Origin of the sequence: Spirosoma soli (assembly GCF_042684525.1) — a bacterium.
Lineage (GTDB): Bacteria > Bacteroidota > Bacteroidia > Cytophagales > Spirosomataceae > Spirosoma > Spirosoma soli.
In genome coordinates this window covers 42,839-68,908 of sequence record NZ_JBHULN010000011.1, presented here as the reverse complement: position 1 = coordinate 68,908, position 26,070 = coordinate 42,839, and the positions used below count along the sequence as shown (strand labels likewise).

Annotated in this window: 21 protein-coding genes; 3 read left to right on the top strand and 18 right to left on the bottom strand. The window is 46.8% G+C overall.

Annotated features, from left to right (window positions below; translation table 11 throughout):
* The first annotated feature begins 141 nt into the window (after positions 1-141).
* The 3 genes from gatB to proC all read left to right on the top strand — a co-directional run bounded on the left by gatB (position 142) and on the right by proC (position 3,697).
* Positions 142-1,632: an Asp-tRNA(Asn)/Glu-tRNA(Gln) amidotransferase subunit GatB gene (gene gatB / locus ACFSUS_RS17935; protein ID WP_381524998.1), complete on the top strand. Its 1,491-nt coding sequence runs from the start codon at positions 142-144 to the stop codon at positions 1,630-1,632.
* Positions 1,629-2,765, top strand: a complete 1,137-nt coding sequence (locus tag ACFSUS_RS17930) for a redoxin domain-containing protein (RefSeq protein WP_381524996.1) — start codon at positions 1,629-1,631, stop codon at positions 2,763-2,765. Before gatB ends, ACFSUS_RS17930 begins: the two co-directional genes overlap by 4 nt.
* Positions 2,766-2,893: 128 nt before the next feature.
* The gene (gene proC, locus ACFSUS_RS17925; RefSeq protein ID WP_381524994.1) at positions 2,894-3,697 is read left to right on the top strand and encodes a pyrroline-5-carboxylate reductase; all 804 of its coding nucleotides are present in this window, start codon (positions 2,894-2,896) and stop codon (positions 3,695-3,697) included.
* A 53-nt stretch (positions 3,698-3,750) separates the two neighbouring features.
* On the opposite strand, the gene purB is transcribed toward proC, so the two are convergent.
* From purB to ACFSUS_RS17835, 18 genes are all read right to left on the bottom strand, one after another.
* Positions 3,751-5,091 carry an adenylosuccinate lyase gene (gene purB, locus ACFSUS_RS17920; RefSeq protein WP_381524992.1) on the bottom strand — a complete coding sequence of 447 codons (1,341 nt, stop codon included), beginning with the start codon at positions 5,089-5,091 and terminating at the stop codon, positions 3,751-3,753.
* Positions 5,092-5,143: 52 nt separating this feature from the next.
* Positions 5,144-6,517 (bottom strand): DUF1207 domain-containing protein, encoded by a 1,374-nt coding sequence (locus ACFSUS_RS17915; RefSeq protein ID WP_381524990.1) that lies wholly within the window; start codon positions 6,515-6,517, stop codon positions 5,144-5,146.
* Positions 6,518-6,571: 54 nt separating this feature from the next.
* A complete protein-coding gene (locus ACFSUS_RS17910) occupies positions 6,572-7,933 on the bottom strand; it encodes a dipeptidase (protein ID WP_381524989.1) in 1,362 nt (453 codons plus the stop codon).
* Between the two features lie 133 nt (positions 7,934-8,066).
* A complete protein-coding gene (gene plsY / locus ACFSUS_RS17905) occupies positions 8,067-8,723 on the bottom strand; it encodes a glycerol-3-phosphate 1-O-acyltransferase PlsY (RefSeq protein ID WP_381524988.1) in 657 nt (218 codons plus the stop codon).
* 161 nt (positions 8,724-8,884) lie between these two features.
* Complete coding sequence (locus ACFSUS_RS17900; protein WP_381524987.1) at positions 8,885-10,171, bottom strand: M16 family metallopeptidase; 1,287 nt, start codon at positions 10,169-10,171, stop codon at positions 8,885-8,887.
* 121 nt (positions 10,172-10,292) lie between these two features.
* Positions 10,293-11,519, bottom strand: coding sequence for a type IX secretion system outer membrane channel protein PorV (gene porV / locus ACFSUS_RS17895; RefSeq protein WP_381524985.1), 1,227 nt, complete (start codon positions 11,517-11,519; stop codon positions 10,293-10,295).
* Positions 11,520-11,634: 115 nt separating this feature from the next.
* The gene (gene porU / locus ACFSUS_RS17890; protein WP_381524983.1) at positions 11,635-15,027 is read right to left on the bottom strand and encodes a type IX secretion system sortase PorU; all 3,393 of its coding nucleotides are present in this window, start codon (positions 15,025-15,027) and stop codon (positions 11,635-11,637) included.
* Between the two features lie 10 nt (positions 15,028-15,037).
* Positions 15,038-15,652, bottom strand: coding sequence for a sprT domain-containing protein (locus tag ACFSUS_RS17885; protein WP_381524981.1), 615 nt, complete (start codon positions 15,650-15,652; stop codon positions 15,038-15,040).
* A gap of 65 nt (positions 15,653-15,717) precedes the next feature.
* Entirely contained in the window at positions 15,718-15,915 is a 198-nt protein-coding gene (locus tag ACFSUS_RS17880; protein WP_381524979.1) for a hypothetical protein, read from the bottom strand.
* 145 nt (positions 15,916-16,060) lie between these two features.
* Positions 16,061-16,555 carry a GtrA family protein gene (locus ACFSUS_RS17875; protein WP_381524977.1) on the bottom strand — a complete coding sequence of 165 codons (495 nt, stop codon included), beginning with the start codon at positions 16,553-16,555 and terminating at the stop codon, positions 16,061-16,063.
* Between the two features lie 136 nt (positions 16,556-16,691).
* Positions 16,692-18,098: an NADH-quinone oxidoreductase subunit N gene (locus ACFSUS_RS17870; protein WP_381524976.1), complete on the bottom strand. Its 1,407-nt coding sequence runs from the start codon at positions 18,096-18,098 to the stop codon at positions 16,692-16,694.
* 83 nt (positions 18,099-18,181) lie between these two features.
* A complete protein-coding gene (locus ACFSUS_RS17865; protein WP_381524974.1) occupies positions 18,182-19,660 on the bottom strand; it encodes a complex I subunit 4 family protein in 1,479 nt (492 codons plus the stop codon).
* A 52-nt stretch (positions 19,661-19,712) separates the two neighbouring features.
* Complete coding sequence (nuoL, locus tag ACFSUS_RS17860; protein WP_381524972.1) at positions 19,713-21,641, bottom strand: NADH-quinone oxidoreductase subunit L; 1,929 nt, start codon at positions 21,639-21,641, stop codon at positions 19,713-19,715.
* Between the two features lie 83 nt (positions 21,642-21,724).
* Positions 21,725-22,069 (bottom strand): NADH-quinone oxidoreductase subunit NuoK, encoded by a 345-nt coding sequence (gene nuoK / locus ACFSUS_RS17855; RefSeq protein WP_020597411.1) that lies wholly within the window; start codon positions 22,067-22,069, stop codon positions 21,725-21,727.
* Between the two features lie 126 nt (positions 22,070-22,195).
* Positions 22,196-23,017, bottom strand: a complete 822-nt coding sequence (locus tag ACFSUS_RS17850; RefSeq protein WP_381524970.1) for an exonuclease domain-containing protein — start codon at positions 23,015-23,017, stop codon at positions 22,196-22,198.
* A gap of 56 nt (positions 23,018-23,073) precedes the next feature.
* A complete protein-coding gene (locus ACFSUS_RS17845) occupies positions 23,074-24,684 on the bottom strand; it encodes an FAD-dependent oxidoreductase (protein ID WP_381524969.1) in 1,611 nt (536 codons plus the stop codon).
* 139 nt (positions 24,685-24,823) lie between these two features.
* Positions 24,824-25,216 (bottom strand): ExbD/TolR family protein, encoded by a 393-nt coding sequence (locus tag ACFSUS_RS17840; protein WP_381524967.1) that lies wholly within the window; start codon positions 25,214-25,216, stop codon positions 24,824-24,826.
* 99 nt (positions 25,217-25,315) lie between these two features.
* On the bottom strand, positions 25,316-26,029 hold the full coding sequence (locus ACFSUS_RS17835; RefSeq protein WP_381524965.1) for a MotA/TolQ/ExbB proton channel family protein: 714 nt from the start codon (positions 26,027-26,029) through the stop codon (positions 25,316-25,318).
* Between the last annotated feature and the right edge of the window lie 41 nt (positions 26,030-26,070).

Sequence of the window (26,070 nt, the reverse complement as noted above, 5' to 3'; positions counted from 1 at the left end):
AAGTAATGCTACCAATATACTATCTTAAATCGGCATGTTTTTACTATCCGATAGTCTAACTGTAGTACTCTAAACCAGTCCAGATATCCGACTCTCTGGCCAATTTCTCTGTATCTTTGTATAAATCATTAGTTTCTGCCCATGGTAGCCGAAATACCTCTTTCGCCCGGGATACTGGCCCGCTACGAAGCCGTTGTAGGGCTGGAAGTGCACTGTCAGCTCCTAACTCACAGCAAAATCTTTGCGGCTGATACCAACGCGTTTGGCTCCGAGCCGAATACTAATATCAGCGTCATCACACTAGGGCATCCTGGAACACTCCCTAAGCTAAACCGGAAAGCCGTTGAATACGCTATTCGAATGGGGCTGGCATGTGGTAGTTCGATTACTCGCCATAACGTGTTTGCCCGTAAAAATTATTTTTATCCTGACCTACCTAAAGGCTACCAGCTTTCGCAGGATAAAGGCCCCATTTGCGTAGGAGGTGGTATTTTGGTTAAAGTAAAAGATCCACAAACCGGCCAGCCGTACCAAACAACGATTCAGCTTCATCACATTCACTTAGAAGAAGATGCTGGAAAGTCTATCCATGATGGTAGCGAATGGGTAACTCAATTAGACTATAACCGCGCCGGAACACCACTGATCGAAATGGTGACCGAGCCCTGCATCCGTACTGCTGATGAAGCCGGTCAGTACTTGACCGAAGTACGACGCTTGGTCCGTTATCTGGATATCTGCGATGGGAATATGGAAGAAGGATCGCTCCGTTGCGATGTTAATGTTTCCATACGGCCTAAAGGCGCGACTAACTTGGGCACGAAGGTTGAGGTAAAAAACCTGAACTCCATTCGGAATGTGATGCGTGCTGTAGACAGCGAATTTAAAAGGCAGGTAGAGTTAACCGAATCTGGCGGACGTATTATCCAAGAGACTCGCACCTTTGATGCAGCTACCGGTCGTAGCTACGCCATGCGTGAGAAGGAAACCATGAATGATTATCGCTACTTTCCTGATCCCGATCTTACTCCGGTAATCGTTTCGGATGAGTGGTTAGCAGATATTGAGGCAAAGATGCCAACGTTGCCAGCTGCCTTGTATCAGAGATTTACGGATCACTATGGATTACCTGACTACGACGCAGCTCTGCTAACCGATGCCAAAGAACTGGCTGACTATTACGAGTTGGTCTGTACGTATACCAGCAATTACAAAGCGGCATCAAACTGGATTATGGGTCCGGTTAAGGGGCAATTAAACGAAAAGACGTTACGTGACCGGCAGTTTCCGGTTTCGGCAGACCGCCTGGCTGCGCTTATTACGTTGGTAGACAACGGAACGGTAAGCCAAACGGCTGCTCAGCAGGTATTCAACTTAATGATTGAGCAGCCCGATGCCTTGCCAATTGATTTAGCCACTGCTCAAGGTTTAGTGCAGAATCGCAATACGGACGCCCTTAAAACGTTGGTAGAGGAGGTGCTGGCGGCCTGGCCAGATAAGGTAGAACAGTACCGTAAGGGAAAGAAAAACCTACTGGGCATGTTTGTCGGCGAAGTTATGAAAAAGTCGAAAGGCGCTGCCGACCCTAAACTGGTGAATGAGTTATTAGCGAAGACATTACAGGAAAAATGAAGAACTTATTTTTTTGTGTAGCCAGTTTGATGGCCATCAGTGTATCCACCTACGCGCAAGCGACAAAGTCGTTTACGGTAACCGGTAAAGTCAACAAAGCGACGCCTGGTAGCTACGTTTACTTAGAGACAAATGCGCAACCAACCCGTAAGCTTGATTCGACGAAGGTTGAAGCGGGTAATACCTTTACGTTAACGAGCAAAGTAGCCGACGGTGGCGAAGTGCTTGTCTTGAACGTAGGCGGAGGCCAAAAGCTGGCTTTGCTGGTTGAAGGGGGCGAAACCCTGAACGTTACGGCCGATGGCTATAAAATGGACGCTAAAACTGGGCAGGTTGGCAAGTCGACCGTGACGGGTTCTAAAAACATGGAGTACTACGAAAAGCTTATGGCGCTACGTACAGACATGGAAACTCGAGTAAACAACTGGAATAAGCAGGTAGCAACCGCCACTGAGAAAAAGGATAACAAACGTGTTACGCAGATTGAGCAAGAGTACCAAACGGCGGAGCAAGAGGTAGTTAATAAAGTAAAAGCTATGCTGCCCGAGATGGGCACCTCGCTCGTTTCGCTGTTTGCCCTGAATTTCATTGACATCAACAACGATTTTGCCACGTATGAAACCTTGGCACAACGTTTTGAAAAAGAGAATCCAAACAGCCCTCATGCCAAATCGCTGATCGGACGTGTTGCTCGTATCCGAGGAGTAATGGTTGGCTCGCAAGCACCGGAAATTTCTTTGAATGACACAACCGGCACACCGGTTCCGCTCTCGTCGTTGCGTGGTAAGTACGTGTTAGTTGACTTCTGGGCGTCGTGGTGCGGTCCTTGCCGAATGGAAAACCCAAATGTTGTGCGCATGTACAACAAGTATAAAGACAAAGGATTTGCCATTTACAGCGTTTCACTTGACCAAACAAAGGGAAATTGGACTAAGGCCATTCGGAATGATAACCTGACCTGGACCCACGTTTCAGATCTAAAGTATTGGCAATCGGCAGCTGCTCAGCAATACGGAGTGCAGGCTATCCCGGCTACCTTCCTGCTTGACAAGGAGGGTAAGATTATCGCCAAGAACTTACGAGGTGAAGCTCTGGAACAGAAATTGGAAGAAATATTAAAAAGTGGTCAGTAGTTGCTGACAAGTCATTAGTTTTGCGAGGTCAGGCTATAAAGCCTGACCTTTTTCGTTGCTGGCTTACGGTCAGCAACGTTACTTCTTCATCAGCCAGGCCTTACAATCACCAATTCATTTACTGACAGATGAAAATCGCTATCGTTGGCTGCGGCAACATGGGTATGGCCTTTGCCAAATCATTTTTGCAGTACGACCTCGTAAAAAAAGACGACTTATTACTGATCGAAAAAAGTATCGAACGATCCGAAGCGCTGAAAAACGAAAAAGCTGGGGTTGTAGTCGATACCATTGGACCGCGTGTTGGCCAAACCGATTTAATCATCCTGTCGGTGAAGCCTCAAGATTTTAACAGCGTTCATGAAGCCTTAAGGGCCGTAGTGCAGCCTAACCAAATCGTGCTATCGATCATGGCCGGTATCCCGATTGCACAGATTCAGGAAAAATTGAGTCATCCTTTGGTAGTTCGGGCTATGCCAAATACGCCCGCCATGCTGGGTATGGGCATCACGGGTTTCACGGCAGCCAAAGAAGTAGACTTAACTAATTTGCGCCGAATTGAAAATTTGATCAACGCCACAGGCCGATCAATTTTTTTAGAAGATGAGGCCATGCTCAATGCTGTAACGGCACTCAGCGGTAGCGGACCAGCTTACTTTTATTACGTGGTGAAAGCGATGATTGAAGCCGGAAAGCAAATGGGTTTCGACGATTCTGTTTCTGCGTTGTTAGTGAAGCAAACCATGCTTGGTGCTTATCACCTGATTAATACTGCCGACAAATCATTGGATGAGCTAATAAAAGCGGTGGCATCCAAGGGAGGAACAACTGAGGCTGCTTTACGCGAATTCGAAAGTGGTGCCTTGTCAAACACTTTAGTAGCAGGTATTAAAGCAGCCCAGGTCCGGGCCACTGAGCTTTCAAAAGAGTAACGCGGTCGGCCGTTGTAACGTGGCCGGCCGGCCACGTTACAACCTCGTCCCTCCTATATACCAGTATAATTAAATGGCGTGATTGCCAACAGCTCATTTTTGACCGAGTCGGCTACATCTAACTCTTTTATAAATTCCCGCATGGTGTCGGCCGTAATTTTTTGGTTGGTGCGCGTCAGGGCTTTCAAAGCCTCGTAAGGTTTAGGATACCCTTCCCGCCGGAGAACCGTCTGGATGGCTTCGGCGACCACAGCCCAGTTATCTTCCAGGTCGGCGTTGATCGCAGCCGTATTCAGCTCTAGCTTATTTAAACCTTTCAACAACGATTTTACGGCGATTACCGAATGAGCAAAAGGAACGCCAAGGGCTCGCAGTACGGTGGAGTCCGTTAAGTCGCGCTGCAAGCGAGAGATAGGTAACTTTCCAGCGAGGTGCTCAAACAAAGCATTCGCGATGCCAAGGTTACCTTCTGAGTTTTCAAAATCAATTGGGTTGACTTTATGAGGCATTGCTGACGACCCAACCTCACCTTCCTTTAATTTTTGCTTGAAGTAATTCATGGACACGTAGGTCCAGATATCGCGGTCGAGATCAATAAGAATGGTATTTAACCGCTTAAATGCATCGAGCGTGGCGGCCAGCATATCGTAGTGTTCAATCTGGGTTGTAAACTGACTACGTACCATACCCAGGCTTTCCACAAACTTGTTACCGAACTGTTTCCAATCTTCGCTGGGATAGGCTACAGCCTGGGCATTAAAATTTCCGGTTGCCCCACCAAATTTAGCCGCTGTCGGAATTTCAGAAAGTAGGTGCAGTTGTTTTTCAATACGCTCAACAAACACCGAGATTTCTTTACCTAACCGAGTCGGCGACGCCGGCTGGCCATGCGTTCGAGCCAGCATCGGTATGTTATTCCACTGTTCTGCCAGCTGCTGTAGGCGTATAAACACATCTCGATAGAGCGGTATAATTTCTGCCTCAAGAGCATCATTCAGAAGCAGCGGAATGGCTGTATTGTTAATGTCCTGTGAGGTTAGCCCAAAGTGAATAAATTCTAAATAGGGTTCAACAGCAGAGCCTTTCAGCTTTCCTTTAATAAAGTACTCAACTGCCTTAACGTCGTGATTAGTTGTTTTTTCAATGTCCTTAATTTGCAAGGCATCAGCCTCCGTAAACGTTTCGTATAAGGCGCGTAAAGCCGGAAACTGTGCAGAATCAACATCGGCTAATTGAGGCAATCCCCATTCATAAAGCGCGATGAAGTATTCAATTTCGATACGAACGCGATAACGAATTAATCCTAACTCCGAGAAGTAAGGAGCGATGGATTCAACTTGGCGTCGATAGCGGCCGTCGACGGGCGAAATGGCCGTTAGTTCTGATAAATTCATGTAGACGATATACGCTTTACGGTCTGTGGTGTTTGAAGTTGTACTTCGTAAATCAAAACGGATTCAAGTACAAGCCAATGCCTAGCCAATTGGTCTGCTGATCTTCAAACTGGCTGTATGGCCGGAAACCAGAGTAGCCTTCCAGCAGAAACGTTAAGTTATTTTGGGTACGGCCTAACTCCATACCAATACCGGCATGAATGCCCGGTCTAAAATCGGTTTGTTGCCAGAACTTAATATCTACTCCTCCCACCAAACGGGTTGCCTTATCCGAAGGTTTTTTGTAGAAAGTGCCTAGTTGTGCGCTCAGTAGCTTACGCTCTTCGGCTTTACGTAACACAAAACCCAGCCCCCCGTATAAACGCCAGTTGTTAACCGTTCGACTATAGGTTACGTCGAGAAGTTCATAGTTAACTGAATTAGGGGTTGGGGCCGTAATCCGGTTGCGATAGATGTAGTCGTCGCCCAAATGCGATGAGATATGGTAAACCCGGAACCGGTAATTGTTATCTCCGCGCCGGAGATTATAAATAATGCTGATTTTGTAGTCGTTATTAATAATCTGTCGACGGGCTTTGTTGGCCTTATCATCACGAAAGGCTTCAAACTGCGTGAAAGACGCTAAATCCAACACCCATTCTTCTGACCGGCCTGGTTCAGTGGTTCGGCGATAAAATGGCTTGGCGAAACCGAACGCAAACGGCACAATGCTCCCCTTATACTTTTCGCCTTCCGTGTAATACAGCGGCAAAATGCTTCCGTACGTTTGTGCTTCGAGCGGGTCTAACAATATAGGCTCAAACAAGTGCCCTTTAGGCAAAAACTCCCGACGCGGCCGACTCATAGATGGCTCTGCAACGGCTGATGAAGTTGCTGCAGAGTCAACTTGCTGTACCGGCTTCTTTTCTCGTTTTGGACGCTCAGGTTTAACGACCTGCTTAGAAGGCTCGCTTGCCGGGGCAGTCGGTTGAACTTCTGTAGCTGTAGGGGCAGCTGGGGTTGGCTCCGAAATAGTATCTTTCTTACGCCTGTCTCGTTTATCTTTTCGAGTAGGTTCTACAGCAGCAGGTGCTGGCTCTGCAGGGTTTGCTGGAGGAGTATTTACCGATGGAACGTCCGCTGGTTTTGGGGTTCCGGCTGCCCGTTCTTGCTGCTGTCTTTCTTTCTCAGCTTTTTTAGCTTGCTTTTGCCGTTCCTTCTCAGCCTGTCTGGCTTCGTACTCACGTTGTTTTTGTGCCCACTCGGCGCGGATTTGCCGCTCTCGCTGAACCTCACGGTCAATTTTTTCCTTTTGTCGTTGTTCAGCTGGAGTCAGTGTCCGAGCGGCAGGAGCCGTAGTCTTGGGTGGAGTTGTCGGCGTTTGCTGGGCCGAAGCGAATGTCCCTGCCAAGCAAATTAGCAGGAGAGCCGTCAGCATTCTGTTCATAGAGTAAGGGCAAGTTAGGTATGGAACTAGCTGTTGGCAGCTAGTCCCCAAGTATTATTTTTTGAGTATTGCGTAATGTTTATAGAAAAAAGGAATTGTCTCGATACCCTTATAGAAGTTAAATAAGCCGTAACTCTCATTGGGCGAATGGAGTGCGTCGCTGTCTAGCCCGAATCCCATCAGGATTGACTTAATGCCGAGCTCTTTTTCGAACAACGCCATAATTGGAATACTCCCTCCGCCCCGCGTTGGAATGGGCTTTTTACCCCAAGCTTCTTCAAACGCTTTACTGGCTGCTTCAAATTCTACCGAATCTACGGGTGTCACGTAAGGCATACCCCCGTGATGAGGCACCACTTTAACGGTTACGCCCGCCGGCGCGATCGAGGTGAAGTGTCTTGTAAAGAGTTCGGTGATTTCATCGGGTGTCTGATTTGGCACCAGTCGCATACTAATCTTAGCAGATGCCTTCGATGGCAGTACGGTTTTAGCCCCTTCGCCCGTGTAACCTCCCCAGATACCGTTTACGTCCAACGTTGGACGAATTGACGTACGCTCGTTTGTTGAATACCCTGCTTCACCCCAAACGTCGTTGATACCCAAATCGCGTTTGTATCCATCCAGGTCAAACGGTGCTTTAGCTAACTCGGCTCGTTCGGCATCGCTTAACTCAACGACGTTATCATAAAAACCCGGAATGGTTACGCGGCCATTTTCGTCGTGAAGCGACGTAATCATTTTAGCTAGCACGTTAATAGGATTAGCCACCCCCCCGCCATACACACCTGAATGCAAGTCGCGTTTTGGGCCAGTTACCTCCACTTCTACGTACGATAATCCACGCAAGCCCGTTTCTAATGAAGGGGTTTCATTGGATATAATGCTGGTATCCGACACTAGAATTACGTCGGCCTTGAGCATATCAACATGTTCAGCCACGAAGGTTCCGAGGTGGTCAGAGCCAACCTCTTCTTCGCCTTCAATCATCACCTTAACGTTACACGGCAGGCCATCCGTAGCCACCATAGTCTCAATGGCTTTAATGTGCATGTAGAATTGCCCCTTATCGTCGCAGGCTCCTCTGGCATATATCCGCTCATTTCGAATGGTGGGCTCGAAGGGGGGCGAATTCCAAAGTTCATAGGGGTCTGCTGGCTGTACATCATAGTGGCCGTAGACCAGCACGGTAGGTTTGGCGGGGTCGACTATCTTTTCGGCATAAACGACTGGATGGCCCGGCGTCTCGTACAGTTGGGCGTTATCTAAGCCCGCAGCCGCCAGTTTGTCTTTAACAAATTCGGCGGCCCGACGCACATCATTTTTGAAGGTAGAGTCTGCCGAAACGGATGGAATACGTAGTAGTTCAAGCAGTTCGTCTAAAAACCGTTGTTTGTTGGCTTCAAGGTACGTAGTCATAAAAGGACTTATGATTTACGAATTACGACAGCCTATATCGTAATCCGTAAATCGTATATTAATAAGTTCGCCCCGAAGTTACGCACTTTTCGCGCAACGTCGGGGCGTCAACTAATATCAACAAACAGGTTTCTTAGTCTTCGCGCTTTTTTCGTAATCGAATTAATACCGTACGATTTTCCTCCCCGCGAAGCAACCGGCTAATGTTTTTCTGGTGTGTTATAACTACTAACAGGAATATAACGAAGCCAAAAACAATCAATAATGGACTTTCTTTTTCTCCGAAAACACGTAGCAACAGCAGCACAGGAAAGGCCAGCGCTGCCATGATAGAACCAAGTGATACGTATTGAGAAGCAATAACAACCAGCAGAAAGATGCCGATGCAAAGCACCGCCATCTCGGGGTGAGTCGCCAAAATCATACCTAGTAGCGATGCAACACCTTTACCGCCTTTAAAATCGGCAAAGACGGGGTATAGGTGCCCGACCACGGCCACCAGTCCAAAAACAATCTTAAACGTTAGAATCTCGTTGGTAGTGATTACATCAGCGTACCAAAGAAGCGACGATAAAACAGTCGCTGTATAGCCTTTCAATACGTCGACCAGCATCACAATTGTACCAGCTCGCTTGCCCAGAACCCGGAAGGTATTCGTTGCTCCGGCGTTACCGCTACCGTACTTACGAATATCAACACCGAAGAAACCCTGTCCATACCAAACTGCCGTAGGAATCGATCCCAGCATGTAAGCCAGCACCGTAGTAATGCTAATCAGAAGGATATTCATCAATAGAAATTAAGTAAGCGGTTGTTGGATAAAGAGAGATACCGATCAGAACTACCGGTATGTGAAGGCAATGTGAACCCAAAATTAGGATATTGTTGCCAACTAGACAACTCTCATATTCTACAAAACAACTTGGTTAATAAATAAATTTCTAAATAAACCTATTTTCCACCAACAACTATCTCATGTAAAGTTTCGATAACTAAATAACGCGTAGCGGTTTCCAGAATATCTTCCGGGGTAATCGCTCTTAAGCGTTGAATGTAGTTTTTCAAAAAATCATCGGGCAGCCCGTCCAGCAAGATCACCTTATACCGATCGGCAATTTCGAAAGGAGTATTGAGAGAACCGACAAATTCACCAGCCATGTAGTTTTTCACGGTCTCTAACTCGCCCTCCGAAACTAGCTGACTTTGCAAAATGCGAATTTCCTTATGGATCTCATCTATCGTTTGCTGCGTATTTTCCTTGTTTACGTCGGTGCCGATTAAGAAATAACCGTCGCGTCGAAAAGATGGCATGTTAGATGAAATTCCATACGTGAACCCTTTCTCCTCCCGAATATTTTTCATTAGTCGAGAGCCAAAATAACCACCCAACACTTCGTTAGTGACAAGCATTTTAAAAAAATCAGGATGCGACCGAGTAAATAACCGACGCCCGATTCGAATCGACGACTGGATACTATCGGGTTTTTCAGCCAGAACCATTAATTCGTTGCTGGCAGTAGCCTCCCCGTTGACTATGACTAATTCACTGGTCTGAATAGGCAACTGACCCAGTTCGCGATTGAGAAGCAAAACCTCATTTTCGCCAACTGCCCCCGCTAGTATTACTTGAAATGGCCGATTGCGGATAACCCGTTCATAGAAATTAACCACCCCTTGGCGCGTAAGTTGTTCTATAATTTCCGGGCGCTGGCTACGGCCATACGGATGGTCATTACCAAACAGCTTTGCCCGAAAGAGCACACCGGCCAAATACGCGTTTTTTTCGTAGTTAACGCGCAGGTTTTGCAACGTAATGTTGCGTAGATCTTCCAGTTCCTTTTGCGGAAATGTTGGCTCAGTCAGAAGTTCACGTAGCAGCGGCAGGATATCAGGTAAGAACTTGGTCAGGCAGTAAATCACTACGCTAGCGCGGTCGGGCCCGCTGCTTAGTTCTACAAACGCACCATACCGATCGAAATACTCACTGATTTGAGCAGACGAACGCACAGACGTACCCTCTGTCAGCATTTTTACGGCAAAGAACGCCGTACTAGGCTCCTCAATTTGTTCGTACCAGGTTCCTGCCTCAAATATGCATTCTAGCCGAAGTACAGGCTGATGCGAAACCGCAATCAAATGAAGTGGGATTCCGTTGTCAAGACGGTGAGTTTGAACGGTAGGTAACCGTATTTCTTGGATAGCTTGGAAAGCTGGAGACTGTGTTCTGTCAAGTACCATTGAAATTGTTAAAACAAAATGGCATTCCTCTTCGAAATGCCATTTGAGTAGTTGAGATAATAAGCGTACAAGCCTTTGAGTATTAACCTCTCGAAATGCTTATAGTGCTGTAAATCGGAGCTTAGTTCGAGTCCGAATCGTCATTTGACGCTTCTTCGTCGCCTAATACTGGATTGCCTTTATTGAAGTTGATCAATAGTGATATTCTAAAGGTTTGTGCCAGTGGGTTACCTTGATTAATAGGTAGCAAATAGGAAAAGTCAACCCCAAATCTGTTTTGCAGACGTAAACCTAAACCGGTTGTAACGTATTTCCGGCCACCTTTTTCATTCGATTCGTTAAAATAACCAACACGAGCAGCAAATTGATCGTTGTACCAGTACTCAACGCCAGTTGAGATCGTAAACTCTTTCAATTCTTCGCTAAACCCACCTGGCGCATCAGCAAAAGAGCCAAATACTGCGCTAAAATAGTTACGATTAGTAGGCTGACCTGCTAAAATTACCGTTTGACCACCTACCACAGTTGTTGATGGCGGAGTAGGTACCATCAGCTTATTCACATCGATAACGAAGTTGAATTTGTTGTACTGATCCGTATAAAAGGTCAGGCCGGTTCCTAATCGCAAATTGGTTGGAATGTAATACTGTTCAAGACCACCGTAATTAATACGACCGCCAAGATTAGACAACATACCACCAAAAGCCCAGCCAAGGCCTTTACCGGTAGCATTGTCACGAGCTTCGTTACGATAGAAGGCACTGATATCAGCAGCAGCCGTAGCACCCGGCTTTAAGCCAGGGTTGGCACTTCCAGCCGCTAGGTTCGAGTTCAGATACTTCAGATCAACACCTAATGAAAAGTTTTGCGACAGCCGCTGAACAAATGAGGCCGTAACAGCATATTCCCGAGAGTTGAATGTTCCGGCAGCCACACCCGTAGCCGTCGTAAAATCAACCGTGCCGAGATCGAAATACATTAAAGAACCGCCAATGACCGAGTTTTTACCAACCTTCGAGTATCCGCTCAGGTATGTATAGTACATGTCGCCGATCAGTTCGCGTAACCAGGGCGTGTAGGAGATAGATGCCCCTTTATCCTGTTTAGCAAAAACGAGCTTCGATGGATTCCAGAAGATGGCATTGGCATCAGCATCACCCAAGGCTACACCAGCTTCACCTAATGCGCCAGAGCGGGCATCGGGTGTAAAATTCAGAAAAGGAACGGACGAAGTTGGAACCCGTAGTTGCTGGCCGCTTAAGGTGGTAACTGGATTTTGTTGTGCAGAAACGACGAGGGGAAGGAAACTACAAACGCCGAGAAGAACACGGAAAAAATTGCGCTTCATACAAAGAGTGTTGGTCAACGACAGCTATTGGTTATGTGAAAAGGCAGTCGTGTGCGGTCAAAATTACGATGAATCGTTGGATTAGAAAAAATGGGTTTAATTAAAACCCGATAAATCATTTTATTAATACTATCCTGCTACTACCACTAGTCGATGACCCGTCAGTAGCAGAATTAATCTTAAGCCGAACAAGGTACATACCGTTTGGTAGGCGCTGCCCACTACTAGAAGTACCATCCCAGCTTCCGACAGTTAGTGCAGCCGGGCAATCGGAGCACTGGCCAGTTTGCTGATTAAACAGCCGACCGTTGAGGTCATAAATGCTTATCGTCCAATCAAGCGGCTCACCCGAACGATTCAGCTCAGCTGTCAACACAGCTTGTGCAACTACCGGATTCGGAGTGACCCGAAGCGCCTGCAGTGACAAACCCGGCTTTTCGGAAACTACTATGGTCAACGCCCCCTCTGTTGAATTATTGTTGATATCCCAGGCTTTCACACGGATCACATAGGTTCCCGGCGAAACATCGCGGAAGGTATACCGAGCCTCTCCCTGCCTCCCATCTGTACTATTAGCAACATAGGTTTCATTCAGTACTACTGGCGTTTGCTCGTTAAGTTGAGCGGTTAACTCATGACCTAATCCAGACCTGGCTATGTTGATCCCCTGATTATCGTCTAGACTAACTTTCAACGTAAAATCTGGCCCAGCTATCCGTACCACCTTATTATCGGTAGCTTCTCCAACAATAGAAAGCGTCATCGAAGGTGGTTCTGTATCAACATTATCAGCAAAAACGCTGCCACCAATCAACAAACTATCGTTACTACCGGCAGCCTCTAGTGAACTATCAGCTTTTATGGCATAGGCGTATAACTTCCCACGACCAACAGTGTAATCTATATCTTTAGGCATGGTAAACCGCGCCGTGAACCGCCCTTGCTGAACGGGCACCTGCCCTGTAAAAATTGGGTTCGTAAACGATTGATAACTCATTTTAGGGCTGTCGGCCTCAGCTCCAATTGTCGTTTTTGTGACTGCTTTGTCGTATAGGGTCAGTTGGATCATACCCGAAAAATTAGACACTGGTTGGTCTGCTACCCTAATTTCTCCCGCAAGCTCGATTGACTGAAGCGCTCGCAACGTATCTGAACGACCAGGCGTTACAGCTTTACCATTTACTTGCGTAAGTTTTACTTCTGCTTTCGGGTATGCCAATTGCATAGATGGGTCACCTAACAGCGCAAAATTTCGGTTAGCCGGACCGCTTAAACTATTATTTTTAGTAGCCCGCATTACATCCCCCAAACGTGGCATTCGGCCATTGATAGGTGTAAACACTGCGTTATAAAAAGCGGTATTGAGCAATAAATTCGTGTTGGCGTATACCGGCCGTGTAGTGGTTAACAAACCAATGCCTCCACCGGATCGACTCAGCAGGGTTAGCTCGGCGCCCGAGTTAGTATTTGGATCATCGTAACGACCGAATTGACAGGTGGCGGTTACGAATAAAGGTAAACGCCGGTTTTTCCAGGAAAGAATGTCTTTTAGGGTTACAATTTGCTCATCAGCCAAGCCTAATACACCCCCGTGTCCACTGTAGTTGATAATTAACCGTCCGTCGGCAATGGCCTGGTTAATCAACTGATTGACAATGGGGGCTTTTTGACCACCCGATACCGTTTCTTGTGGATAATCATCGATGAACACACGTTCGGCTCGGTACTCTGGCGCGGTTTTTTCAACAATGGTAGCCATCTCATCGGCATCATGTTGATGGATAGGGTAAGACCCATTGTAATCACCATCGTCGCCAACCAGCATGACACGCGTTTGCCAATCGCCAATTAACGTTTTATCAGAACTGTATCGCACAAGCTTGTCTACGACTACTCGGGCTTCGTCTACTGACTTTACTGGCAATCTGCCTATTCCTACGTCTAGTTGATGATCACCCTTAAAGTTTTCCACCCATTCGCCTTCATTGGCGTCCATAAACCCAAAGTAGTCATCAGACGAATAACTCAGAACAGGATGGAGTGACTCGCGGCTTTCGTATACAGGCACCATGTTAGCGGACTGCGCCGGGTTAGAAAGCCCCGCAATATTTCGGTAGTCGTAAGTTGCATCGCCAAACAGCAGTACGTATTTGAGTTTATCAGGTTGCTTCTGGTAGAAATATCGAATCATGTCCCGCATTGCCGTTGGATCGGGTTGACCTGAGCCAAACTCGTTATAAACCTCTTGCGTAGTGACAACCAAAACAGATAGTTTATCGTGCTCACGGCGGAATGTTGCGAGCCTTTCGGCCTCTTCACGCCAGGCAGCAGGAGTTATAATTATCAACTCCGACGCGTCTTTCCCATGCACGTCCTGATTTGCTATTGTGACCAGCGAAGCAGGTGAAGCTATTTGTGCGTCAGTAAACAGGAAGTAGTCCCGAAGCTCGGGTGCCGACCAGCTGGCCTCTTGGGTAGCCAAAAATGAGTACGTTTGCGCTGCAGGAATAAGTGGCTTTGTTACGTCCCAAAGCCGCAGATTTGTCGTTGCTTGGCGTATGGTATACTGACCAGCCGCTAACCGACGCACCCAGGTAGGCTGGTCGTATTGGCGAAGTTCGCGCTGTGCCTGAACACCAATGAAATCTAGATATCCCTGCGCCGAAGCGTGTCCGTTTTTCCGAAACGTGAGCGCCAGCCGTAGCGGGTTCTCCGTTGAAGCAAGCCTAACAAGAGACGTATCCAACGAGCCTACAACGCCTTGATAGTCATATTCATAACCTGAGATAGGCGGCAAAGTCAGCGTTCCTGCATTCTGATTATTCACCTGCAACCGAAACTGCGTAGGTACAGCGGCCCCAGCCATTACCGACATTTTTAGTCGAACAGCCGTGTTAGGTACCAGACCTGGCATATCCATTACGGTAGTGTTGACTGTGTCATTGGTTAGATACTCACCAAGCCACTCTCGACCAGAGCGCACGGCGGGGATCTTGTACAAGTCTTTTTCGTGAAATTTGTAATCAGTAAATGTTGTAACGGTCGATGTAGCCGTAAGCGTACCTGTTGGCCGATCAGCGATACGACGGCCAGGCGCCGGGCCAATGGTCAAAAAGTAGAAGGTTGTATCAGAATAAGGGTTGATTTGATGCGTAAACCGCTTGGCAAGCGAGTCGTAAAGGATAGCGTGGGGACTTTGTCCAAAAAATAAAATCGCGTCGCCAGCATCCAGGCGACCATCAGTCTCACCGGTAACTTGGATGGCATTTTCGATTAAGTCACTTGGTCGAGGGATAGCATTCGATTGAGGCAACACAACTCCTCCGTTGCCGTAAAGCTGTAATCGACGTGGGTCGGCGGTGGCAAAGGCAGCGTTCAGGCCCACCAGTTGAGCCTGGTCAATTCGGTAAACGCCCGAAGACGTCACACCGATTTTCGCCCACACGCCTTCTTTAAGAACAGACGGTTTGGAACTTTGCGCTTGCAGATGAGGAAAACTGCAAGTCATGAGCCCCCAACTACAGATCAGTATTTTCCACCCATGCATGAGCCAGAATTGCGTATGACTTCCCCGATGATATTTCTTTACAAACGACACGTGTTCGACGTAACGTACCGCGCACAAACGTCTTTTTTGCCAACTGAAATGAATTTCCTTCTGGTACGTCTTTGAGTAACATACGATTACTAGTCGCAGATTGGCTCTGCCGTGCATCAGCCTGTCTTAATGCCAGCATAAGCGCCGGATTAGCGTACGTTGTAGCGGCCGGACTAGACATATAATTCATTAATGGATGCAGTATTTCCAGCGGAAACACATTTTCCGTTAGCAGTGGAGACATAAGCCGCTGAAAAGCCGTTTGCCACGCTTTCCCATGAGGTTGTGTCCGCCGTTTATGGTTACGGTGCACATCGGCATGAGCTACTTCATGAACGTAGGTAATTAAAAATGCGTATAGGTTCAAATCAGCGTTAATCGTTATTTGCGTCGTTCTGTCGGGCAGCACCCGAAAATCGCCCAGCCGCGTCCGGCGAGGTTTAACGATACGTAAATTAAATTGGTAATGCTGCCAAAGTTGTTGGCAATACGCTACGGTAGCAGCAGGAATGTGTTGAGCTAACGAATTTGTCAAAGTATATAAAGCAAAAAAGCCTTATAAAAATAAGGCTTTTTTGTAAATCAATAGCGTGATAAATCTTACTTGGCGCTGTCCGATGACATCGTCGAAGCAGAATCAGTCGACATGGTTGAAGCCGAGTCAGTTGCCATCGTTGTGGTATCGGTCGACATGGTTGCAGTCGAATCTGTACCAGCTTCTTCTGTTTTAGGCTTAGTTGTACAAGATGCGAACGTTAACACACTGCCAACAAATAATAGAGCGAATACTTTTTTCATTACTGTTTTAGTATAAATGGTTTGCCTTGCAAATATACTTTTTTTGCAAGCGATACAAACTGTATGCTCTTTATATTTGATTTAAGAAGCACTCTCCTCGAATAATCTAATCAATGATATAATTTATCAATGATTAACAACTAGATTATAGATGTTCTTGTTTTTCTCTGGCAGAGCGGGAAAGTAGCTTATCATACATGCCAGTACTACGGAAGGTTAGTAGTTTATGCCCAAAGTAGTTAGCTAAAAAGCTAGCCCCCATGCCCACTAAGTGAGAGCCTGTTTCTCGCCATAATTTAGGCGATGATGGAAATAATGGATTAGCTAACCATTCTAACGTATACTTAGCCACGTATACTTGTACAATCAGGGCAACCAGAGCAATAGCTAAAAACTTAACGGCCTCGCGACCAGTATTACCAGTTTTACCCGCCGAAAAAGCGTATCGTTTGGTTGGAAGGAACGTCAAAACGGTGGCGGTGAGATAACCACAAAAGACACTTGTATCGAAATCGAAATAATATCGATAAAATATTCGGCTAATAAAGTTGATGGAAGCCCCTAATAAAGCAGTCAAAAAGAACGTGAAGAAGCCCTTAAACTCTCTACTTTTAGGTTGTTGAATACTGCTCACGTTCACCGGCTCACTAAGATAATAGCGTTGAATATAGCTTCTGCTTACTTATTTCTGTCAATAAAAGTACAAAGTCATTGTTAAATGTGTGACCTTGTGAACTGTTTACTGAGAATACGGTACAGCAGTTGCACTATTCTTATTAAAAAAATCCTTGAAACAAACCGGGGGCAATACCAAGCCCAAGTGTCAGGATAGTAGCTGCCAGTAATACGTACCGATAAAACGGGGCCACCCGGATCTGTTCGGTAGCTCCGTCCCGAAAATACATGGCAATAATGACTCGGAAGTAGTAGTAAATACCAACCGCTGACATCAGAACAGCAATTACCAACAGCCATATCTGCCCCCGTTCTACCGCAGTCGAGAACATATAAAATTTACCCCAGAACCCTGCCGTTAACGGTATTCCTGCCAATGACAACATAGACACAGCCATGGCAAAGCCAAGCAAAGGATTTTGGCGGGCTAGTCCGTTGAACGCATCGAAGCTCTCGTTGGTTACCCCGTCACTCCCTAAAGTTTGCGTACTCCGCTGCTGAGCAACTAACAACAAGACACCAAAGGCAGATATAGTAGCAACCGAGTAGGCTAGTGAATAAAAAACAATAGCTTGTTTAGTTTGCGCCCCCAACGCTGCTAAGCCTATCAGCAAATAACCAGCATGCGAGATGCTGGAATATGCCATCATTCGTTTGAAGCTATTCTGGTACACAGCCGTGATGTTACCAGCTACAAGTGTAATAGCAGTAATGACCGCCAGGACCGTCCACCAAAACGTATAAACGCCACCAAATGAAACGGATAGTAATCGGAATAAGGCGGCAAAACCGGCTGTTTTAACAACCGTTGACATAAATGCCGTAAATATGGTTGGTGCACCGTCGTATACGTCGGGCGTCCAGAAATGAAAAGGCGCTGCCGATACTTTGAATAACAAGCCAATGAGCAGCATTAGGATTCCAACGTATAACAGCAGTGAAAGCCCTACCTGAGGGTTGGCTGCGTATGCACCAATACCAGCAATTGTAAATGAGCCGGTAGCACCATAAAGCAGAGCCATACCAAACAGCATGATCCCTGTTGTGAATGATCCCATCAAAAAGTACTTTAAGGCCGCTTCGTTTGAGCGTAAATTGCGCTTATCGCTTCCCGTCAAGACGTACATAGAGACGGACAAGATTTCAACCCCTACAAACAGCATGACTAGGTTCTCGAAGCCAATCATCATAACTGCCCCTACTAAGGAGAACATGATGATGCCGTAATATTCTGCAGGCTGAGCTGCTTCGTCTTCAACAAAGCTGTTTGATAGCGCGACAACCATAAATGCGGACCCCAGCACAATAGCTGTAAACACCATTGTGAGGTTGTTAGTCCGCAGCATGTCATTGAAATATAAGTACGTCTTATTCCAATCGAGGAAATTAACCGCTAGGGCTATTAACAAAAATAGTAGCGTTGCGGGCAGCAAAATTGCTTTCGATTTCAGAAACCCTAGAAATAATAAAACGATACCAAAAACCGACAATAGAACGATGGGAAGCATATTTTTTCAGTTTTCCGTTTTCGTTTTCGATTAGTTACTATGAGACCATTTAGCCAATCGAAAACAGAAAACTTCTTTACACTTTATTTCATAGATACTGCCGTAGTACCAATGTATTTCATTAGGCTGGCAACAGCCGGTTCGGTTACTTTCAAAAATGTGTGGGGATAAATACCCATCCAGAACACCATGACCACTAAAGGCACAAAAACCCAACTTTCTGAACTAGTTAAGTCAGAAAATGTGCCGGTGCGGAGCGATGTCGGTCCGAACATACTTTTCTGAAACATCCGGAGCATGTATACAGCGCCAAAAATAATGGTAAAGCCAGCAGCTAGCCCCAGGTAATGATTATAGGTAAAGACGCCGTGTAGCAGCAAGAATTCACCGACAAATCCATTCGTGAGAGGTAAAGCAACGCTGCCCAACAACATAATCATGAAATAGACTGTCAACTTCGGCGTCGTACGGGTGATGCCGCCGAGCTGATCGAGTTGACGCGTATTCGTGCGGGAGAAGATTATATCAGCTACGAAAAACATACCCACGACGTTAATACCGTGCGCCAGCATCTGCACAAGTGCGCCCTGCATACCGGTTTCGGTTTGCGAGAAAACACCGGCCGCCATTAAACCAACGTGTGAGAAGGATGAGTAAGCAATTAAGCGCTTCATATCACGCTGACGAATGGCGATAATTGAACCGTAAACAATACCGATTACAGACAACGTAATGGCCGTTTGGCCCCAAGTTTCTACACCAATCGGAACTATAGGTAAGATGAACCGAATCAGGCCATATACACCCATCTTCAGCATGATGCCAGCAAGTAACATCGTGGCGGGCGTTGGTGACTCAACGTACGTATCAGGCTGCCAAGTGTGAAAGGGAAATACGGGCATCTTGATAGCAAACGCAATAAAAAACGCCCAGAAAACCCATCCTTGTGCTGCGGGTGTCAGTTTCAGTTTATAAAAATCAGCGATGGCCGAGGAATGAGGAGCTGTTAGGCTGGCGGGTGTTTGATAATACAGGTACACCAACGCAATAAGCATGAACAAGCTGCCGAAAATGGTGTACACAAAGAACTTGAACGTAACAGCAACCCGGTTTTCGCCCCCCCACATAGCCGCCAAAAAATAGATGGGAATAAGAGCAGCCTCGAAAAATAGATAGAATAAGAAACCATCCCGAGCGGTGAAAACGCCCATTAACGCAGCCTGCATGAAAAGCATTAATGCATAGAATGTGCTGGGCCGTTCGTAATTACGGTTGAAGGTAGATAACACAATGAACGGAACCAGTAAGCCCGTTAACAGCACTAATAACAAGCTGATCCCATCCACGCCCGCGCTCAAGCGAATGCCTAATGCCCCAATCCAGGCGTAGTCGAAACCAAATTGCGAGGTTGCGTCAGGCGTAAACGCATTAAAAATGTAGACAGCCAAAGCTAATTCGATCAACGCAGCGCCAAAGGCCAGTTGTTTCACCGTTTCGCCTTTGACTACTAAGAGCAGCGTGGCGGCTAAGGCTGGAAAAAGTATTAACGCTAAAGTAAGCATATACTGATTTTACAATTTATAATGGGCGACGAAGCACCCCCTGGAGCATCGGTTAGAAACGAATAAAGAAACGTAGTGCAAAAATGGCTGCAATGCTAAGCACCATGGCAAAGACGTAAAAGCCAATCGACCCGTTTTGCAACAACCGCAACTGCGACGAACTCTGCCGAACAAGCCAGGCAACACCGTTAACAAGACCGTCCACCAGACCTTCGCCGAAGCTGTATAAAGCGTCGCCTAAACCGCGAATTGGTTCAACTATGATATTATCGTAGAGCTCGTCAATGTAGTATTTGTTGTAGATCACCTTCTCTGGCAATGACCGCTCGTCTGTTTCAGGAGCCGGAACCGCCCCGCGGCTGATGTACATCACGTAAGCCAGGATGAGTGCCAGCAAAGCAACACCTGCTGATACGGCCATCAGGATATACTCTGTGCTATGTTCAACCGTCGATTCGGCGAAAGCTTCGGGGTTTACCTGACGTGACCCTTCGAACAAGGGAGCCATAAAATCACCTAACCAACCCGATCCTGGTAGGTTGAGTATACCACCAACGGCCGACAGAATAGCTAAAAACACCAAAGGTGCTGTCATAGTAGCCGGTGACTCGTGGAGATGGTGACGCTGTTCTTCCGTTCCACGAAACTTACCGAAGAACGTCAGGAACAACAACCGGAACATATAAAAGGAGGTTAGACCCGAACCTAAAACGCCCAGTGCCCATAGCACTTTGTTGTGCTCAAAGACATGCGCGAGGATCTCATCTTTCGAGAAGAAACCCGCAAAAGGTGGCAAGCCAGAAATGGCAATAGTACCAATTAAGAAGGTGATGAACGTAACGGGCAACGCCTTACGCAAACCGCCCATCTTGCGAATATCCTGCTCGTCTGACATAGCGTGGATAACACTACCGGCGCCGAGGAAGAGCAACGCTTTGAAAAACGCGTGGGTAATGACGTGAAACATCCCCGCCGTGTATGCTGTTGCGCTCAACCCCAGGAACATATAGCCTAGCTGGGATACTGTCGAATAAGCGAGTACCTTTTTGATGTCGTTCTGCAACAGGCCAATCGAAGCTGCCAAGAGAGCCGTCGCGATGGCGATACCACCAATTATTTCTAATGTTAGTGGAGAGAGCGTGTACAATACGTTCGAGCGAACGACCATGTAAATGCCTGCCGTAACCATCGTAGCTGCGTGAATAAGGGCAGACACAGGCGTCGGGCCCGCCATGGCGTCAGGTAACCAGGTGTACAGCGGGATTTGGGCCGACTTACCCATTGCGCCAACAAACAGCAGGATTGTGATCAGGAAAACAGTTGAATCGCCAATTTCTAAGCTGGTAGCCTGTTTGAAAATATCAACATACTCAACCGTACCGAAGGTATTAATCAACATGAAGATACCCAGCAAAAAGCCCAAATCACCGATGCGGTTCATAACGAAGGCTTTGCGGGCGGCATTGTTATAGCTCGTGTTCGTGTTCCAGAAGCCAATGAGCAGATACGAACATAGCCCTACCCCTTCCCAGCCAATAAACATGATGACGTAGTTAGACCCCATCACCAGCAGCAGCATGAAAAACACAAACAGGTTCAGGAAAGCCATGAACTTGCCGAAACCCGAGTCGTGGCTCATATAGCCAATACTGTAGAGATGAATCAGCGAACCAACTCCCGTAACGACCAGCAGCATAATCAGGCTAAGCTGGTCAATCTGGAACGAGAAATTGATATGCAGGTCGCCTACGCTGATCCAGTCGAATAGCGTCGCTACGAGGGGTGCAGTACTACCCGTTTGGTGTTCGTTACCGATAAACGCGCCAAATAAAAATGCCGACGTAAGAAACGAAGCTAGTACGGCAATGGTGGCAATGGCTCCGGCTACCCCCTTTGGCACATGCCGAAAGCCGATGCCATTAATGAGAAAGCCAATCAGAGGAAAAAGCGGAATTAACGCACAGAGTAATTCTGGTTGCATTGATAATGAGTGAATGAGTGATTAAACGAATGAGTGAATAAGACAACAGCTAAAGCGCCGTTTCTTTACTACTCACTCTTACATTACCATTTCAATTTGTTAAGCAAGCCCACATCAATGGAGCGGGTATTTCGATAAATCATCACAATGATGGCCAATCCAACCGACACTTCGGCGGCAGCAACGGCCATAATGAAAAAGACGAATACTTGTCCAGCCGAATCAGAGCGATACGACGAAAACGCGATGAGCAACAAGTTAACCGCATTCAGCATCAACTCGATGGACATGAAGATGATAATGGCATTACGCCGTGTCAACACGCCAATGATGCCGATAACGAACAGTGCAGTACTAAGAATGAGGTAGTACGTAAGCGGTATTTGTTGAATGACTTCCGGAATCAGGACGTCCTGCGTGGGTTGCATGGTTTGCCGGTTAATAGAAAGTGCCGCAAATGTACAGATTATTCGGTATTGGTGGAAAGGGTTAATTGTGAAGTAAGCCGAGTAAGTGCGATGAATTAGGTTGTAACACTTGCTTGGTGACTTACACTACTTTCGTCCGTTCCCGTTGCTGAACATCCGCAACCGAATTTCGGTAAGGCGTCGTTTGGTATCGAGCGGAAACTCTCCTTTCAGCATCCAATCGTAGAAGGAAGGTTCTTTTTTCAGTACATCCAATACGGGCAGGCCTTTATGCTTACCAAAATTAAAGACTTCCTCGCCTTTATCGTTGATGATTATACGGCCGGCCAGATCCACGTTTTTGTTGGCAGTCAGGCTGTGAAGCATTTCTACATCGTTCTCAAAAACGACATCTTGGCCGCTATCGGTTTTGGCAACCATGCCTATGTAACGTTGCACTTGTGCATTGAGCACTTCCAATGAAGCTACAGTGTCGACCTCGGCTCCGTGAGCACCAATTAGCTCTTTGTTGCAGTAAAATTTATAGGCTGCCGATAAATTCCGGGGCTCCATCAAATGAAAGATCCGCTGTGCATCGACCAAGCGACGATTTTTCACCTCAAAATCAACGTTAGCTCGCAAAAATTCTTCTACCAAGAGGGGAACATCGAAGCGGTTACTATTGAAACCCGCCAGATCGCAGCCGTCCATGAACTGGGCCAGGGTTCTGGCAACCGTTTTAAAAGGAGGGGCGTCTTTAACGTCTTCGTCGTAAATGCCGTGAATCATACTTGATTCGAGCGGAATGGGCATACCGGGGTTGACACGTTGCGATTTACTGACGACCTCACCGCCGGGTAGCGCTTTGACGACACAAATGTCGATGATGCGGTCTTTAGCAACGTTAATGCCAGTCGTTTCAAGATCAAAAAACGCCAGCGGCTTTTTTAGTACAAGTTGATGCGTCATAGCCAAACCGGGGTTTCGCGCGGTCCGGTGACAAAGTTAAACAGGTTTTGGAGGAATCAGGATTTTTTCAGTTCCTGAACCCAATCAAAGCCCTCTCTAATGCTTTCCGCTGCTGGCATTCGTCCCTCCTGCATTAGCTCTCGGATGGCGATGATATCCTGATCACGTTTCAGACCAGCGGCTGCTTTAATTATACCACCCCGTACGTAGAGAGCCAGGAAAGCTTCGTCTTTCTCAGGGTCTCCATCGTAAATGATATCATCAAACTTATCTGCATGACCTACATAATTGATTCGCTTACCTTGTTGATTAGTCCAGAAAAAAGGTGCCATGCGGTAAGGCTCTGGTTCAGCTTTTTGTGAAGGCTCTCCTGATCCAAGCCGGGCCATATTCAATCCGGCCACGTGGCCTTGCTGACCAGCTACTTTCCAGTGTTCGATACGTTGTGGACCGTCTGGCATTGGGTGACGCGCAACGTCGCCAGCGGCAAACAAGCCGTCTGTTACTTGCAAAAATTCGTTGGTATTCACTCCTCCGTCTTTGTCAAGGGTAACACCTTTTAAGAAATCTGTCTGCGGCTTAACCCCTAAGCCTAGCAGCACAAAATCGGCCAGAATCCGTTCACCATTGTCGAGTATAACCGCATTGACGACACCGTCACCGTCAAAGCGTTGGACTTGGCGGCCAAGGTGAAAGCGAATTCCCTCCTTCTCGTGCCAACTCTGCATGAGTCGCCCGATTTTTTCACCTAGATTTTTTTCAAAAGGCACCTCTTCCCGACCAACTATATGTACTTCGCTGCCCAGCTTTCGCAAACTCATAGCGCCTTCCACGCCGATAAACGAACTGCCAACAACCACTACGCGCTTGCCCGCCTGGCCCAGTTCGCGCAGTATCTGACTGTCATGCAGACTGCGAAGCGTATAAATTCCCCTAAGTTCAACTCCGGGCACTGAAAGTTCATTAGGCTTTCCTCCGGGGCAAATCAGCGCCTGATCATATTGGATAGTTTCACCAGAGGCTAGTTCAATTCGCTTGTTAGCTGGATCGAGCGACACGACACGTTGGCTGGTGCGAACCTCTATTCCATAGTCCTGATAAAAATCGGCCGGTCGTAACGGCATCCATTCGTCAGGTGCTTTTCCTTGCAGGTAATCTTTAGAACAATTCGGACGATCATAAGGGCCTTCCTGGCTTTCGGTCAACATGATGATTTTACCCGTAAAGCTTGCTTCGCGCATACCTTCGGCGGCAAACGCCCCAGCCCCGCCCCCTCCTACAATGACGTATGTTTGGGTGTTTTCGTCATCCAGTGCCGCCAGTGGATTTTCTAAACTGTCCTTGTCGGTAGTCAGACGTACAAACACCTGGTTATTTTCAATACGTACCTCATGCGTGGGTAACCCATTCAAGGCTGGCGCTTCAAGCCTGTGACCCGTACGGACATCAAAACAGGCATTATGCCAGGGACAAACGAGTCGGTTACCATGCAGTAGCCCTTTGACTAGCGGCCCCTGATAATGCGAACATTTTGGGTATAATGCATAGTATTGACCGTCGGCACGAGCAAGTAATACATCAGTATCGCCAACGCGAACTTCTTTTAATTCACCATCCACCATATCGTCTACATGGCAAACAGCGGCTTCAGTATAATCAGCAATCATGAATGGTCAGGTAAGTTTTTCATGTAACTCAAAAGTTAAGACTATTGATTACTGAACCAATCAATCAACTTAATAAAAAAGCCGCCACACATGCTGTGCAGCGGCTGAAAACCTTATCCTTGGCATTAAAATCAGAGCTTTACTTCGAAGTAGCCATCACCATTTTAATGTTCAACTTGGCGCCAGTCTGTAATACGTCAACCAGATCTTGCACCGTCAACGATTTATCAAAACGCACAACAACCGTTGGCTCGGCAATACCAGCCATGATCGTTTTTAATTCAGTTTCCAGATTAGCCGATTCAACAGGTTTCTTATCAATAAAATACTGCTTCTTGTCGTCTACGGACAAAGTTACCTGCTTCTTGCTCAACTGCTGCGAGGAGGCCGCTTTAGGCAGCATCAGCTTGATAACGTTTGGGTTAGCCACCGTCGAAATAATCAAAAAGAACAACAGCAGGAAAAACATGATGTCGTTCAAGGATGACGTAGCAACCTCAGCAGCAAACTTATTTTTTCTTCGGAGCTTCATAAAAAGTCATTCGTAGCCATTGACTGTCATTAGTGATCATTCATTGTGGAACTCATTAGAGATAATTAATGACTACGAATGACCACTTAGTAACCAGATTTACCGCATTCGAGCCGTTTCGGCGGTTGGTTTCTGTAAGACTTCGATGAATTCAAACGCGTTCATTTCTAATGAGAGCGTGAATTTCTCAATCATCATATTCAGCAGGTGATAGCCTGTGTAAGCAATTACGCCCACAATCAAACCAGCTCCTGAGGTGATCATTTTTTCGTACAGACCACCAGCAATGATGCCGACACTAATGTTGTCGGACAGCGAAATGTCATAAAATATTCGAATGATCCCTGAGATAGTACCAATGAAACCAAGCATAGGCGCTATACCAGCGATAATACCCAGATAGCCCATATTGCGCTCCAGGCGCGACAACTCAATTTGACCAACGGTTTCGACTGTGCTTTCGATTTCCTTAATGGGTGATCCGATTCGGCCGATGGCTTTTTCGAATACGCGCCCCATGGCGGTACGCTGATTTTTAGCAAATGATTCGGCCGACTTAATGTTGCCCTGGGCAACCATGTCGCGAATATTATCGATAAAATTAGGATCTGCTTTTGTTTGAGAACGGATAACAAAGAAGCGCTCAAAAATCAGGTAAAGCGCCGAAAAGAACAGAAAAGCGATGGGAATCATTACCCATCCCCCTTTTGCTACCAGATCAAACAGTTGCAAACTTTGAGGTTGAGCAGCCGCCGAAGTGGCAGACAATGATGCGGCCGTGGTGTCGGTAGCCGGAACCTGGAGCAAGAGCATACGAACGAATCGGGTAAGTGGTAAATTAGACCAGCGGTCGT

What these genes read in the sequence shown, in the direction of transcription:
- ACFSUS_RS17865 (WP_381524974.1), bottom strand. Translation starts at nt 19,660, where the DNA reads ATGCTTACTTTAGCGTTAATACTTTTTCCAGCCTTAGCCGCCACGCTG.
- ACFSUS_RS17900 (WP_381524987.1), bottom strand. Translation starts at nt 10,171, where the DNA reads ATGGTACTTGACAGAACACAGTCTCCAGCTTTCCAAGCTATCCAAGAA.
- ACFSUS_RS17870 (WP_381524976.1), bottom strand. Translation starts at nt 18,098, where the DNA reads ATGCTTCCCATCGTTCTATTGTCGGTTTTTGGTATCGTTTTATTATTT.
- ACFSUS_RS17880 (WP_381524979.1), bottom strand. Translation starts at nt 15,915, where the DNA reads ATGAAAAAAGTATTCGCTCTATTATTTGTTGGCAGTGTGTTAACGTTC.
- porV (WP_381524985.1), bottom strand. Translation starts at nt 11,519, where the DNA reads ATGAAGCGCAATTTTTTCCGTGTTCTTCTCGGCGTTTGTAGTTTCCTT.
- nuoK (WP_020597411.1), bottom strand. Translation starts at nt 22,069, where the DNA reads ATGCAACCCACGCAGGACGTCCTGATTCCGGAAGTCATTCAACAAATA.
- ACFSUS_RS17910 (WP_381524989.1), bottom strand. Translation starts at nt 7,933, where the DNA reads ATGACTACGTACCTTGAAGCCAACAAACAACGGTTTTTAGACGAACTG.
- proC (WP_381524994.1), top strand. Translation starts at nt 2,894, where the DNA reads ATGAAAATCGCTATCGTTGGCTGCGGCAACATGGGTATGGCCTTTGCC.
- plsY (WP_381524988.1), bottom strand. Translation starts at nt 8,723, where the DNA reads ATGAATATCCTTCTGATTAGCATTACTACGGTGCTGGCTTACATGCTG.
- nuoL (WP_381524972.1), bottom strand. Translation starts at nt 21,641, where the DNA reads ATGCAACCAGAATTACTCTGTGCGTTAATTCCGCTTTTTCCTCTGATT.
- ACFSUS_RS17845 (WP_381524969.1), bottom strand. Translation starts at nt 24,684, where the DNA reads ATGATTGCTGATTATACTGAAGCCGCTGTTTGCCATGTAGACGATATG.
- ACFSUS_RS17835 (WP_381524965.1), bottom strand. Translation starts at nt 26,029, where the DNA reads ATGCTCTTGCTCCAGGTTCCGGCTACCGACACCACGGCCGCATCATTG.
- ACFSUS_RS17915 (WP_381524990.1), bottom strand. Translation starts at nt 6,517, where the DNA reads ATGAACAGAATGCTGACGGCTCTCCTGCTAATTTGCTTGGCAGGGACA.
- ACFSUS_RS17930 (WP_381524996.1), top strand. Translation starts at nt 1,629, where the DNA reads ATGAAGAACTTATTTTTTTGTGTAGCCAGTTTGATGGCCATCAGTGTA.
- ACFSUS_RS17850 (WP_381524970.1), bottom strand. Translation starts at nt 23,017, where the DNA reads ATGACGCATCAACTTGTACTAAAAAAGCCGCTGGCGTTTTTTGATCTT.
- ACFSUS_RS17840 (WP_381524967.1), bottom strand. Translation starts at nt 25,216, where the DNA reads ATGAAGCTCCGAAGAAAAAATAAGTTTGCTGCTGAGGTTGCTACGTCA.
- porU (WP_381524983.1), bottom strand. Translation starts at nt 15,027, where the DNA reads ATGACTTGCAGTTTTCCTCATCTGCAAGCGCAAAGTTCCAAACCGTCT.
- gatB (WP_381524998.1), top strand. Translation starts at nt 142, where the DNA reads ATGGTAGCCGAAATACCTCTTTCGCCCGGGATACTGGCCCGCTACGAA.
- purB (WP_381524992.1), bottom strand. Translation starts at nt 5,091, where the DNA reads ATGAATTTATCAGAACTAACGGCCATTTCGCCCGTCGACGGCCGCTAT.